9 protein-coding genes are annotated in these 14,528 nt (G+C 56.6%); 1 reads left to right on the forward strand and 8 read right to left on the reverse strand.

Translation table 11 applies throughout. The annotated features are described in order from the left end of the window. Window positions 1-36 precede the first annotated feature (36 nt). A complete protein-coding gene (locus PVT68_RS04365; RefSeq protein WP_280321401.1) occupies window positions 37-2,808 on the forward strand; it encodes a valine--tRNA ligase in 2,772 nt (923 codons plus the stop codon). Window positions 2,809-2,921: 113 nt separating this feature from the next. Here PVT68_RS04365 and PVT68_RS04370 read toward each other — a convergent pair whose 3' ends face one another. The 8 genes from PVT68_RS04370 to PVT68_RS04405 form a co-directional block, all read right to left on the reverse strand. Next, entirely contained in the window at window positions 2,922-4,598 is a 1,677-nt protein-coding gene (locus PVT68_RS04370; protein ID WP_280321402.1) for a right-handed parallel beta-helix repeat-containing protein, read from the reverse strand. A 67-nt stretch (window positions 4,599-4,665) separates the two neighbouring features. After that, window positions 4,666-6,756 (reverse strand): TonB-dependent receptor, encoded by a 2,091-nt coding sequence (locus PVT68_RS04375; RefSeq protein WP_280321403.1) that lies wholly within the window; start codon window positions 6,754-6,756, stop codon window positions 4,666-4,668. A 72-nt stretch (window positions 6,757-6,828) separates the two neighbouring features. After that, on the reverse strand, window positions 6,829-7,815 hold the full coding sequence (locus PVT68_RS04380) for an alpha-L-glutamate ligase-like protein (RefSeq protein WP_280321404.1): 987 nt from the start codon (window positions 7,813-7,815) through the stop codon (window positions 6,829-6,831). Beyond that, the gene (locus PVT68_RS04385) at window positions 7,815-9,347 is read right to left on the reverse strand and encodes an inactive transglutaminase family protein (protein WP_280321405.1); all 1,533 of its coding nucleotides are present in this window, start codon (window positions 9,345-9,347) and stop codon (window positions 7,815-7,817) included. The genes PVT68_RS04380 and PVT68_RS04385 overlap by 1 nt, the downstream gene beginning before the upstream one ends. A 108-nt stretch (window positions 9,348-9,455) precedes the next feature. Further along, a complete protein-coding gene (locus PVT68_RS04390) occupies window positions 9,456-10,130 on the reverse strand; it encodes an ATP-dependent zinc protease family protein (RefSeq protein ID WP_280321406.1) in 675 nt (224 codons plus the stop codon). 306 nt (window positions 10,131-10,436) lie between these two features. Then, a complete protein-coding gene (locus tag PVT68_RS04395) occupies window positions 10,437-10,763 on the reverse strand; it encodes a YqcC family protein (protein ID WP_280321407.1) in 327 nt (108 codons plus the stop codon). A gap of 14 nt (window positions 10,764-10,777) precedes the next feature. Beyond that, the gene (gene dinG, locus PVT68_RS04400) at window positions 10,778-12,934 is read right to left on the reverse strand and encodes an ATP-dependent DNA helicase DinG (RefSeq protein ID WP_280321409.1); all 2,157 of its coding nucleotides are present in this window, start codon (window positions 12,932-12,934) and stop codon (window positions 10,778-10,780) included. 149 nt (window positions 12,935-13,083) lie between these two features. Beyond that, a complete protein-coding gene (locus PVT68_RS04405) occupies window positions 13,084-14,259 on the reverse strand; it encodes a 1-acyl-sn-glycerol-3-phosphate acyltransferase (RefSeq protein ID WP_280321410.1) in 1,176 nt (391 codons plus the stop codon). Between the last annotated feature and the right edge of the window lie 269 nt (window positions 14,260-14,528).

Raw genomic sequence — 14,528 nt, forward strand, 5'->3', positions numbered from 1 at the left:
CGGCCAGCCCATACAACGCAAGGCACTCCCCCGCGCATGGACAAGACATACCAGCCCAACGCCATCGAACAACAGTGGTACAAAACCTGGGAAGAGAACGGCTATTTCAAGCCTTCCGGCGATACCGCCGCCGATCCCTACTGCATCATGATCCCGCCGCCGAACGTCACCGGCAGCCTGCATATGGGCCACGGCTTCCAGGAATCCATCATGGACGCCCTGATCCGCTACCACCGCATGAAGGGTGACAACACCCTGTGGCAAGTGGGCACCGACCACGCTGGTATCGCCACCCAAATGGTAGTAGAGCGCCTGTTGGCGGCTGACGGTAAGACCCGTCACGAGCTGGGTCGCGACAAGTTCATCGAGAAAGTGTGGGAGTGGAAGGAAGAATCCGGCGGCAACATCACCCGCCAGCTGCGCCGCCTGGGCGCCAGCCCGGACTGGTCCCGCGAACGCTTCACCATGGATGACGGCTTCTACAAGGCGGTGCAGGAAGTCTTTATCCGCCTGTATGAAGACGACCTGATCTACCGTGGCAAGCGCCTGGTGAACTGGGATCCGAAACTGCACACCGCGATTTCCGACCTGGAAGTACTGAACGAGGAAGAGCAGGGTCACCTGTGGCACTTCCGCTACCCGCTGTCCGACGGCTCCGGCCACCTTGTCGTTGCCACCACCCGCCCGGAAACCATGCTCGGTGATACCGCGGTGGCGGTGCACCCGGAAGACGAGCGTTACAAGCACCTGATCGGCAAGACCATCAAACTGCCGCTGGCGGACCGTGAAATCCCGATTATCGGCGACGACTATGTCGACCGCGAATTCGGTACCGGCTGTGTAAAAATCACCCCGGCGCACGACTTCAACGACTACGAGATGGGACAGCGCCACAACCTCGAGATGATCAACATCCTCGACGCCGACGCCAATCTGAACGACGCCGTGCCGGAAAAATACCGCGGCATGGAGCGCTTCGCCGCGCGCCAGCAGATCGTCGACGATCTCGACGCCCTCGGCTGCCTGGAAAAAATCGAACCGCACACCTTGAAAGTGCCCCGCGGTGACCGCTCTGGCGTAGTCATTGAACCGTGGCTCACCGACCAGTGGTACGTAAAAACCCAGCCGCTGGCGGACGAGGCCATCAAGGTCGTAGAAGACGGTCGCGTCAACTTCGTGCCAAAAAACTACGAAAACATGTACTTCTCCTGGATGCGCGATATCCAGGACTGGTGTATCTCCCGCCAGCTGTGGTGGGGCCACCGCATTCCCGCGTGGTACGACAACGACGGCAACGTCTACGTCGGCCGCAGCGAAGAGGAAGTCCGCGCGAAGCACAACCTTGGCGATATCGAACTGCGCCAGGACGACGACGTACTCGACACCTGGTTCTCCTCCGGCCTGTGGACCTTCGGCACCCTGGGCTGGCCGGAAGAAACCCCGGAGCTGGCGGCGTTCCACCCCACCTCGGTGCTGGTCACCGGCTTCGACATCATCTTCTTCTGGGTCGCGCGCATGATGATGCTGACCCTGTACTTCAAGAAGGAAGTGCCCTTCCACACCGTGTATGTACACGGCCTGGTGCGCGACAGCCACGGCCAGAAGATGTCCAAGTCCAAGGGCAATGTGCTCGACCCCATCGACCTGATCGACGGTATCGACCTGGAAAGCCTGGTGCAGAAGCGCACCGCCGGGATGATGGTGCCGCACCTGCGCGAGAAGATCGAAAAGCAGACCCGCAAGGAATTCCCGGAAGGCCTCGCCTCTTACGGCACTGACGCCCTGCGCTACACCTACTACTCGCTGGCTTCTACCGGACGCGATATCAAGTTCGACGTGGGCCGTATCGAGGGTTTCCGCAACTTCTGTAACAAGATCTGGAACGCGTCCCGTTACGTGCTGCAGAATTGTGAAGGTCACGACTGCGGGCAGGACGGCAGCGAGGATTTCGAACTGTCTATCGCCGATCGCTGGATCATCTCCCTGCTGCAGCGCACCGAGATCACCGTCAAAGAGGCAATCGACACCTACCGTTTCGACCTGGCCTCCCAGGCCCTGTACGACTTTATCTGGGGCGAGTACTGCAGCTGGTACCTGGAACTGTCCAAGCCGGTACTGTGGGACGACAACGCCTCAGACGCGGTGAAGAAAGGTACCCGCCGCACCCTGATCCGCGTGCTGGAAACCATCCTGCGCCTGGCGCACCCGCTGATGCCGTTTATCACCGAGGAAATCTGGCAGCGCGTGAAGGATCTTGCCGGCCAGCCCGGCGATACGATCATGCTGCAGAAGTACCCGATAGCGAACGAGCATCGCATCGACGAGAATGCCGAAGCCGCGATCGTCTGGCTAAAAGGTGTGATCGAAGGTGTGCGTAATATCCGCGGTGAGATGAATATCTCCCCGGCGAAAAAGATCCCGCTGATCCTGCGCGGTGGTGCCGAGCAAGATGCCAGCCTGCTGAAGCAGACCCGTAGCCTGCTTTCGAAACTGGCAAGCCTGGAGTCCATCGACTGGCTGGAAACTGGCAGCGAAGCACCGGCTTCCTCAACCGCACTGGTTGGCGAGCTGGAACTGCTGGTCCCCATGGCTGGCCTGATTGATGTCGCTGCGGAAAGCGCGCGCCTGCAGAAGGAAATCGACAAGCTGGGCAAGGAGCTGACTCGGATTTCCGGCAAGCTCAACAACCCCAAGTTTGTGGACAAGGCGCCGCAGGAAGTCGTGGATAAGGAAAAAGCCAGGCTGGCGGAAATGGAGAGCGCACGGGCGCGTTTCGAGCAGCAGCTGGAATCATTGAAGAACCTCTAGTGGTCAGTTAATAGACCCACAAATAAAAAATGGCGAACCAGAAATGGTTCGCCATTTTTTTAGGTTAAAGCCTTACTTGGGACGCGGCCGGACAGACAGGGGCTAAATATAGACTATATGGCCGATGCGGAGCGCCGTCCCGGCTCCCCTACGATAATCCTGAAATCCGCATCGACAGCACCCCAGGTCAACATTTTCAACCCATTGTTACCGAGCAGCGAAGGCAGGCGTAGCTCTTTTAATGGGCTGCCGACGTCCAAATCACGAACGACAATTTTGTATTCATCGACAGTAACCGGAACCGTTACCGACTTGCCTGACTGAAAGACAGCTGCAGCCTCGAACGAAATACCAACGAGGGGGACAGAGCTCCACAACACCAGACCGTCTTTGGATGTGTGATCAATCTTTACAATCCTGGGATACTCAGTATAAGTAGATCCCTTAAATCTGAAAGGTGGATAGTCACTGATACCACCCTGTTCATAAGCTCCGATATCAGGAGCAAGACCCGAAAATTTAACGCGGTAACCGTTTACGGAAACCTCCTGCCCAGCGTCAACCACCGCTTCAGATCTTTCCACCAGACCCACGTCGTCGCTGAATTGAAACTCGGGCAGGTAAACATTCTTACCCTGCAGCGCACTTATTGAAAACGGTACGTTAACCAGATTGCTTTCGACCCGATAGCTATCGTGAAAGCTTTTTGATTTTAACGGATCGACGCCATCGATAAATTGATGGGCGTTATTGATATATTGCAAATTCCTGGATTCGCCGCCAGTGGCGATCGGACGATCCCCCAGCCAGCTATTATTGAAAACGAGGAACGGACCTGAAGGCACCGGCCCGTGATCTTCAAACTTGAGGATTTTACCCCCGGTATGCTCTCCCTGCAGTTTCCTCCTACTAATGCCGATATTCCTGAAAACATACCAATCCCCACCCGAAACCTCAGTAAACGAGAAGTAGCCGTGAGCATCCAGGATTTTATTATGGTGAACCCACCAGTTGGTTGCATCAACTTCTGGCTCTACCGGATTATCCCGGATGTTGTGGAATTCATTATTGTATATTTCGATATTCTTGTTCATCAGGCCAGGTTTGTTCTTCTTGCTTTTCAGGCGAACCCCATTGAAGGCATTGGTGATTTTACTGTTTCTGACAATCACACTGCCGGATATATCATTAGCATAAATCAGGCTTCCATTTAAATGCTTGTAGTCGCCGTGATGGGATTCTGACCAGGGAATTTTTCCATATACATCCCCGCTCGGATCCTGATTCCAGAACACCGAATCTATAAGGATATGATGTGTATCTATGCCTTTTGCCAATATCGGGTACCTGCCCTCAAGAAAAGACAGGTCTTTAAAAGTGAAGTATCGCGAATCCTGCAGGACAACTGAAATCTGCCCGCACCCACTGAATTGCACATTTGCAATTTCGACAAATTGCGAATCTTTGAACCCGAGACAGAACTGCTGCTCAGTTGAAGATACTTCAATAACTGTTTGATCCCCGGCTCCCGAGATTTTTATCGGCTCCTCGGGAGTCCCGACCAACTTCATTGCCACTCCCAATTTGTGGACTCCGGGAGACAGGATTATAGAATCACCTTGCCGCGCCTTTTCCACCGCCTCGTTAAATGTATATGTGTCGGGGGCTTTCGCCAGCGTCTCATTCGCTGCTACTGCATAAGTCTCACCCGCAACCGACCTCGCGTCGAACACGAAAAACAGCAAAAAAAACACACAGACTGCACGAACCGTATATTTATCCTTAAACAACTTGTCACTCCTTGACCAACCCATGTCAGATTACATTTTAAACAGCCTTCAGACTTGGCTACTCGAATTAGAATTCGTAGCGGATATCACCGAAAACACTTCTAGGCTCGCCAATAAAATACCGGTCACCACCGGCCAGGCTGGAAAAGTCCGCCCGCTCGGCATAGTCGACATTTGCCAGATTATTGATTCGCAGACCCAAATTCAATCGCGGATTCAACTGATGTCGCATACGCATATACAGCAGATCGTGCCCCTCATAACGGTGCACATTTTCAATATCTGTGTAATAGCTTCCTATCCCCTGCCATTGCAATTCCACCCGGGTGCCTTTCGCCAGCTCCCTACCCAGAACCAGGCTGTGCTGTCGCCTGGGTGCGGTATCGATGTCGTTGCCCTTTGTTTCGATCAACGCCCCACTGCCAGGTTCGCTGACATCGCTGGTGTAGCGATGGCGAGCGAAGTCGCCGGAAAAGGACAGATCCCAATGCCGTGCGAATTGCCATGCGAGTTCGTACTCTACACCGTAGTGCCGGGTCTCACCGTCACTCAGATTCAGGCGGTCTGAGGACTGAAAAATCACATCGGATTTTTCCATGTAGTAACCGGCGATACGCCAGCGCAGATTGTCGCTACCACGGCTCAACCCCAGCTCAATACTGTCGATAGATTCTGAGTCGAGTTCTGCCTCCATCTGACCATTCTGCAACCGGTAGAGTTCTGCAGCCTGGGGCGCGCGATAGCCATGGGCCAGGCGCAGGCTGCCGGCCAAGCCCGGATGGAATACATGCTCCAGTGCGGCATTGAAGGAGAGATTGGCAAAGCGATCGCGGCGATCATCCGGGCGGCTGTAACGGCAACCGATGGCGCCCGTAAATCCGTTGATACAGAAAGAACCATCTTCCGCAGTATCTCCACTGCGCATAAGGTTATCGTAATCATATTCCAGAGCTTCCCAACGACTACCGAACGTTAGCCTGCTGTGTTCCGCAACCTCCAGCTCCGCGTTGGCAAATACCGCCAGCAGAGCTCCGGTAACCTGGTAATCGTATTGGCGCCCGCCAGGAAAGGAAGAAAAGCCTTCACTCTGGGTCTGCTTTAACCAGGCATCGGTGACTTCCAGATCCGCACCGCTGGTTAGAGCGACGCTGTCACTGAAGCTATGCAGGTAACTGGACTGCACACCAGCGCCCTGCTGGCCATTTTCTTCCAGCGGCGTCCCCGGTAGAAAGTGCATCAGAAAGGCCATGTCCGTATGCCGGACATAGGGGGTAAGTAACCATCGGTCACCGGAATCCGTGTGGTACTCAAAGCGTGTCTGCAACCGCGCGGACTGGCTGTCTCGGAAGGCTTCCGGATTGGGGTTTTCACGCTTTCTGTGCGGATCTTTATAGGCATCCTTACCAGTGACATAACCCGCGGTTTCCTGGTTCAGGTTGCTGAAACTCACCAGCGTGCGTGCATACCAGCGGTCGCCGAGGTAATCATGGCGGACAGACAATTTTTGCTGGTCGTAGCCGGAATCCATTTTGTAGCCACCGTCGCGGCTGCCGCTTAGCCCCAGCCGGATCCCGTTGCGGCCAACAGTATTACTATAGGCTGACGTCACCCGCGTAAAATCATTCGCACCCTGCTCCAGTCCCAAGCGCCACCGCAACGATTCTGCCGGTGCTTCACTCAGCAGGCGAATCACCCCGTGCTGGGCATCAGAACCGTAGAGCACACTGGCGGGACCGCGCAACACCTGTATTTTTTGAGCCTGCGAAAGCGGCAGGTCAAACAGTTGATTGACGTTGCAAAAACCAGCACCGCGTACCGAAATATCACCTTCAAGCACCGCAAAAGCACCGCAACTACCGGCGCCGGTCAACACCGGGGAGCGGATGGCAGTGAGATGTTCCTGGCCGTTGCCCCGGCTTATCCAGACTCCAGGTATGGCCGAAAATAATTCTGAGGGGTGGGTGGATGAACGCAGGTCGATAGCCGAAGAATCAACGACTGAAGAGGCAGTGCTATTGTCACCAGCCTCCTTGAGCGTCTGAGTTTCCGTTACCGTAATTGTTTCCAGGATTTCGCTGCGGGGCTCCGCCAACCCATCAGCGTAAACAGACGATGCCAGCAGCGCGGAAAACAAACCCGCCGAAAAGCGTTTAGCCATATACGTCAACATGCGTGTACCGAAATCCCACTGTTTTCTGGCAGGCGAGAGAGATCGTGACGGCGGCAGGAATCAGCGGGCGTTGCGGGCAGCAAAGTAATCCATGGAATAGGCCACCCGCTCTTCAACGTTTTTTTCCAACTGCTCAAGATCCATCGACTCGATGTGTTCCAGGCGCGTGCGCAGCCCCACTCCATTGGCGATCTGGATGGCGAGCCCCGGACGGGCATTAGCCTCCAGCAACAGTGGCCCGCGCTTGTGATCCAGTACGATGTCACAGCCGAGATAGCCGAGGCCGGTCATTTCATAACAACTGGCGGCGAGGCTGACGAGGTCTTTCCAGCCGGGCACTTCCAGGTCGGAAAACGGCATCTGGGTATCCGGGTGAATATCCACCCGCAACCCGCGCTGCACCGCATGGGAAGCCTTCCCCGTGGCGAGATCGATGCCCACACCTACCGCACCCTGGTGCAGGTTGGCCTTGCCATCGGAATCGTGGGTGGAGCAGCGCAACATGGCCATAACCGGAAAGCCACGGAATACGATCACGCGAATATCCGGCACACCTTCGAAGGAGTATTTTTCAAACACCGGATCGAAGTCCACCAGTGCTTCGATCATCACCCGGTCCGGCTTGCCCCCGAGACTGTAAAGGCCACTGTGGATATTGCTCACATGCCGCTGAATATCCAGGGCCGTGACTTTACTACCAGAGGGTTTCACGTAATCGTCGCCATCGCGGCCGACAATCACCAGGATACCCTTGCCCCCGGAGCCCCGCGCCGGCTTGATCACGAACTTCTGCAACGGCTCGATAACCTGCATGACCCGCGTGCGACTAGGCTGGGTTTCAAAGGCCGCGATCAGTTCGGGGACGGGAATCCGGTAACGCTTGGCCGCGCGTTTGGTATTGAGCTTGTCGTCCACGACAGGGTATTTGTCGCGGTCGTTGTAGCGCGCGATGTAGTGCACGTTGCGCGCATTCATTCCCAGCACCCCCAGCTTGCGCAGCTTGAAGGGCGAAACCAGGCCGCCGCGCAAAAAGGATGGCAACTGCATCAGTGCACCAGCTGGCGGAACCGCGCCAGTTCGCCGAGACGATAACCGGTGTAGTTACCGATAATCATGATGAACCCCAGCAGTACCAGCAACAGCTCCGGGAAATTGAACGTCCAGTGTTCAATATAACGATTAGTCATCACCCACCAGGCGAGCACCGCCACAAGCAGACTGCCGCCCGCCTGTACCACAACCTCGTAGGGGCCATCCTCTTCCCACACAATAGACATGCGCTCGATGGTCCAGGCAAGGATAATCATCGGGAAGAACGTGACCGTCAGCGCCTGCTCGATGCCAAGCTTGTAACTGACCACGCTGATCGCGCCCATCAAAATCACCACCGTCACCACTACCGCCGCAATCCTTGCTACCAGCAGCAGGTTGAGCCTGCTGAGATAGAAGCGAATCCACAAACCGAGGATCAGGATCAGCACAAAGATTGCCAGGCCGGTGAATAGCTGAGTCTCGATAAATGCGATAGCCAGTAGTACAGGCATAAACGTACCGGAAGTGCGCAGGCCGACGAACACACGCAGCAGCACTACCACCAGCGCCCCCACTGGCACCAGCAGAATCAATTTGAAAATACTCTGCTGCTCAATAGGCAGACTGTAAATGGAGAAATCCACCAGCGCTTCTTTTTCCTGGCTGGTGCTCAACATGGCCACATCCCGGGCCGGTACATCATTGGCGATTACCGAGAAGGTCACCCCCGAATTGTGCCCGCCTTCCACGTCCAGCAGGCTCTTGCCGCCACGCTGCCAGATAAAAAAGTTTTTGGGCACACCCGGTGAACCGCTCAGCGGCTCGAACACCACCCAGCGCTTGCCATCGTAAATTTCCAGCAGGTCTTCCGGAGCCAGGCGCCGGCGATCATCTTCCAGATAAAGACCGCGAATACGGTGCGCGGGAATATCCGCCGCAGCCAATACCAGCAACGCCACATCAACAAAAGAGCGGTCTTTGTAATAGCCGAATATCAGGTTTCGATCCTGGTTCCGACTATCACCCAGGGCGGTGAGCAGCTCGGAGGTAAATGTGCGGATATCGGAAGAGCGTTGACGGCCGGTTTCCACCAGCGAATAAATGGCCTGGCGTACGGCTTCCTGCTCGCGGGCGCCAAGCAGCGGCTTGACCACCTCGGTACTCAGATCCAGCGGCTGCTCCAGTGCGGCCCCCGGGGTCTGGTGTACATCGAGCTGATAAAACAGGGACTGTACCCCGGTGGCCCGACGCTTGGCCCAGACCGCGCGGTACTCGTCGTCCTCGCGGATTACATTGAAACCGTACCCGGACGAACTGAAGGTTTCCCCCAGTACTTCCATATTGCGCTGTTCCCGCGGCAGCGTCAGCGCTGCTTTGGCCGGGCCACCTTCGGCAGTGAACCCGACCTTCGCTTCAATGGTCCAGACAGTGCGGTATTCACCGGGCAACAACGGGAAGCCCAGTTCAAAATGTTTATAAATGGTAAGACCGGCGCCCATCAGGGTGAGCAGCGCGGCGAGAATATAGACCTGAGCCCGTGGCGACATTCGCCAATCCCCAAATGGTTGTTTACTACAGCTTGTGGCCAATTATTCTTGCCGGGAAACGGCCGCTATGCCAGTAACCCGACCACATTTCCACGTTTACGTGTGAAATTATTTGCTGAAAGACGGCATCTTCGGTTTGCTCTGAACCTGTTTCAGGCTCACGTCCACCACGGCCGCATCCTTGAGGAAATTGCGCCCTACCAGCAGCGGAAACTCGAACTCGCCACGCTCCACCAGGTTTACTTCCACCATATGGGTAACCTCACCTACGGTAAGGCTCATGTTCACAATCGGACGACGCTGGCGGTCAAAGCCCGGGCGAGCGACACGCACATGGCGCTTAACCGGGAGTTCAATCTGTTCTGATTCATCGTCCTCGCCATCTCCCAACTTGAAACGTACCCATTCACTGCCGTCGCGCTCGAAAGGGGTCAGATTCAGCACACTGAGGGAGCAGGTGGCGGCTCCCGTATCCACCAGAGCTTTCAGCCGTACACCGCCGGGTTCAACGATAAAGTACTCTTCAGAACCCAGCACCAGCTTGTCTCGGGCAACCGGTACTTCAACGATTTTTTCAAAGTTGCGCTCGATCACCCGCTCAACCACCTTCACCTCCGGCTCAGCGCAGACCACGGTTTCCACCACAGGGCACAGGCTCGGGTCGAACTCCGCCCCTGCCGGGGACGGGGCAGCGTCAGTGGCCGTCGTATCGGCACCGATCTCGGGCAGGTTTTCGCAACCGGACATGAGTTGCGCAACCAGAAGGAGAGAAACTAAAGACAAAAACCGCATCTGTTTATTACTACCTTACGGGCGGAGAACCGGCCCTGAGCGATGTTTATAAGTGTGATCCTGGCGGTAATTTTATCGGGCCGTCCATTTCGCCCGTGCTTCGCAAACTGCCGATACTACCGTATACGCCCGGACGCCGCCTACTGCGGAGAGCGCTGAAGCGCGCGGGTCAGTACCTGCGGAGAGCGTGTGAAGAATAGACTCCGGCCCAAAATGTAACGAGATAGTACCAACTGGTCACAATCATTCAAGCGCCAGCACCGGCAACCACCTCATTCCCCAGCGGATGTCATCCGATCAACCTTTGGCCAGACGCGCATCGATTTCCGTCAGTTTGCCGGTCAACGCCGCCACGGAAAGGTCGCTACCGCGAAAAAATTCCTCCGCCATCGGCGCGATACCGCATTCTTTCGGCAGAGGCATCTCCATCTCCACCAGCTGGCTCATGCGGGGCAAAAAGACAAACTGCAACCACTGCGGCAACGTCAGGGTATCTACGCAAAATGGCTGGGTGCTGGCCAACGCCTCCGCGGAAGGTGACTCGGCATCCCACAAATCCAGGTTGCGCAGCTCTGCCTCAAGTTCCAGCAGCAGGGTAGCGATATCGGGATAAATCGACTTCATAATGACAAATTGGTTCAGTTAATCGAACGCCGGAACGGCGGTAAGGAGTCCAGCATGGCGCGACCATAGCGCTTGCTGACAATGCGACGGTCAAGCAGGGTGATGGTGCCGCTGTCGGATTCAGTACGCAGCAAACGTCCGCAGGCCTGTACTAGCTTGAGCGCCGCGTCCGGTACGGTGATCTGCATGAAGGCGTTACCACCCTTGGCTTCAATCCACTCCGCCAGCGCCGCCTCGATGGGATCGTCCGGAACCGCAAACGGCAGTTTCGCGATGATTACCTGGCGACAGTAGTCACCCGGCAAATCCAAACCTTCGGCGAAGCTGGCGAGGCCGAACAGGACACTGTGGCCACCGCTATCCACGCTCTTCTTGTGACTGTCGAGCAACTGCTGACGGGATTGCTGGCCCTGCATCAGAATCCGATTGCGCCAGGTACCTGGCAGGGACTCATATACGGTTTCCATCTGCCGGCGGGAGGAAAACAGCACCAGCGCGCCACCGGGGCCTCCCGAGGTGTCCGCGTTGGTGTCCAGCAGGCCCGGCAAGGCCTCAATCACCGCATTCGTATGCAGGTCCGCATTGTTCGCCTCCACCGCGTCTTTCGGCACACGCAGTTCGGCGCGGGAAAAATCAAACGGGCTCGGGACTATCTCGTAACTGGCGTTGTCCGGAGTACCCGCCCGCATTTTCAGGCGATCGAATCGGCCCAGCGCGGTCAGTGTGGCGGAGGTCAGCACTGCACCATAGCAGCGCCGCCATAAACTGTATTCCAGGGTCTTGCCGGCCAGAATCGGCGAGCTGCACACTTCAAAATCAAACGAGCCGCCCCAGTCTACCAGGGTTACCCAGCGGGCCTGCGGCACTGAACCCTGGTCCTCGCGGGAATAGTTCGCCCACAATTCCAGGTTGCCCTCGGCGCGGCCGTGCCAACTCCCCAACACGGGGTACCAGCGCTCCAGGTCCACAACCGGTACCGGGCTGTGGGCATCCTCCATCATACGCTGGGCAACCTGCACCATCTTGCCCAGCAGAGCCTCCATCTCATCGAAGTCCTCCCGCAACTGTTCCGCCAGCTGCATCAGGGACTCGGGTACTACGCCCCCTTCAAAACGATGCCGCTGACTGCGTCCGCGCTCGTCTTCAAACTCGCACAGGTCTTCCAGCAGTGGCCAGGCCATTTCCAGCTTTTGCTTGGCGGAAGTAAATAGCGCCGGCAAATCTTCACCGGCCCGATCCAGTTCACCGCCGTCACCGATTTCGCTGAGCAGTTGTCCGAGATTTTTATTGGCCTGATCCAGCCAGCCAGTGGTCGCCCCTACCCGGCTGTGGTGGGCAAAGTGATTGAGCGCCTTGTCCGGCAGGTGGTGGGCCTCGTCCAGCACATAGATGGTTTCTTCCGGCGGCGGCAGGATAGCGCCACCGCCAAGGGCCAGATCCGCGAGCAGCAGATCGTGGTTGGCAACAATGACACGGCTCTTGCCAAGACTCTCGCGCGCGCGAAAAAAACTGCAACTGCTCACATGGGGACAGCGACGACCACTGCACTGACGGTGATCGGTAGTAACCCGGCTCCAGTCCTGCGCGTCGAGGGTATCTTTCCAGTTATCGCGGTCGCCATCCCAGCTACCGGTGGCGAGCTGGTCTGCCATCTCCCGATACAACTCGATACCGGCCTCGTCCACCTGCGGCTTTTCGTCTTCGTAGAGCGCCATCGAGGAACCGACTCCACTGGAGGTAAGTTCGGTGAGCAGCTGGTCGAGCTTGGACAGGCAAAGGTAGCGACCGCGGCCTTTGGCGAGGGAGACTTCAAATTTCAGACCCGAGTGGCGGATGAGTTCCGGCAGGTCTTTGTTGATGATCTGCTCCTGCAGAGCGACTGTGGCGGTAGAGACCACAAGGGTTTTGTCGTGGGCAATAGCCAGGGGAATGGCGGCGAGCAGGTAGGACACGGTCTTACCGGTACCGGTTCCCGCTTCCACTACACAGATATGTTCGCCGTCGGTTTTACCGTGGTCCCGCTCACCGGCCCCATTGCGCTGAATACCGCCTATCGACCGCGCAATCGCCGCGATCATCAGCTTCTGGCCGTAGCGGGCCTTCAGCTCACGGCCATTAAGAAACTGTCGATAGGCGTTCTGGATGGAGTCTTTGTCTTTATCGCTGAGCACTGGAAACCGGCTAAAAATGCATTGAGGTTGAGTCAGCCGCGCATTATCCACGGTTGCTCAGGGTTTAGCCAACCTGGATTCACCAAGCACCGGTTCAGTTCAGTGCAGCGATTCAGAACAGCGCAAAAGAGGCGCAACGTCTTCCAAAATTACTGCTCAAACGCAAGGCGAGAGACCACCGGGTTGGCATACCCCTGAATCACCTTGTCGCGCCAGCGTTCGTCAATCGCAGCCATGCGTTTGTCAAACTGCTCGCGGATTTCCATGTGCTCATCCGGGTGCCAGGGTTTGGCCGGGTAGCCAACGGGCAGTGCCGGAGACTCACCGTAAATCATCTGATAGGCGATCAGATTGGTGGGATGGAGGACATAGTTGCCGATGATCTGACGGTCGATTTCTTCAGCCAGTGCCGAAACATCGTTGAAATCCTTCTCAATCGGCGCACCGAAGGCAGCGTGAATATGCCCTTTCTGGCCCACCACACCTTTGCCGATACTGCCCAGGTCCTCGTGCGCTTCTTTCTCGTACTCGTCCTGGTGCTCCTTGATATAGAGCTCCCGCGCCTTATCGCGATCACAGGGGTCCCATTCGTAGGAAACCGAAAGGGGCACAATGTGCAACTCCCGCCAAAAATCTGCGAACGACTGCTCTTTCGGCTTGGCCATCGCAAACATCGCCGCCAGCGCAGGATTGGTGCGGTCGAGACCGTCTTTGGCACGACCTGCACGCTGGGCTATCCACACATGCTCATTGTCATTGACGATGGAATAGTGGATGTAATTGGACAGCGTGGTCGCCGCCGTCAATTTTTCCCGGCGACTGCCGGAACTGCGTTTCACCACAAAACACTTGTTCAGTTTCATGATGTCGGTGGCGAATTGCTTGGACAGCAGGTTGTCGCCAATGGCGATACGGGACGTTTCATGCCCTTCTTTAAACATCGCCAGAATCGCCAGCGCCGGGTCCATCGCGATATCCCGGTGATTGCTGACAAACAGACAGGCGCGATTTTTCGGCAAACTTTCCAGTCCGGAAATGGTGAGGCCGCAACTGGTGCGATTGACCGCTTTTTCCAGATACCGGGCAACCACCTCCTGCACACCGCGCACATTCTTCGCTTTACGGAATTCAAAGCGCACAAACTGGCGCACCAGCCATGCCAGCGGGCGCTCGAGCTTACTGGCGGCGCCAGGAAGCAGGAAATGCGCCACTACCCGGGACATTTCAGGGTCTTCTACCAGACGTCGCAGCACAGGCCGTACTTCATCGTCGCGGTAGGGGCGAATTTCATCAAACAGATCGGGATCCAAATTTCTCGAATTCATTTAACTGTGTTACCTGCCAACTTCGGCGCACGCTCGCTAACGGTACTGCGCTCTGGCTCGTTCTTATTTTGGCCTAGCGACTTCAAGGCTCAGGCGACCGGGCGCAGAACATACCGGATGCAGAGGAGAACTGCCAGTATTGCAGTGGACTGACCGGTAATCCCTCGCCTGCACCAGCCTGTCCTTACCCTGTGGCTCTAGCCCTGCCGCCACCAGCCCTGAAGCCGCCGACTATAGACTTCTGTCCAGCCTCCCCCGAGAATAGCCCG

This window comes from Microbulbifer bruguierae (assembly GCF_029869925.1).
Classification (GTDB): Bacteria; Pseudomonadota; Gammaproteobacteria; order Pseudomonadales; family Cellvibrionaceae; genus Microbulbifer; species Microbulbifer bruguierae.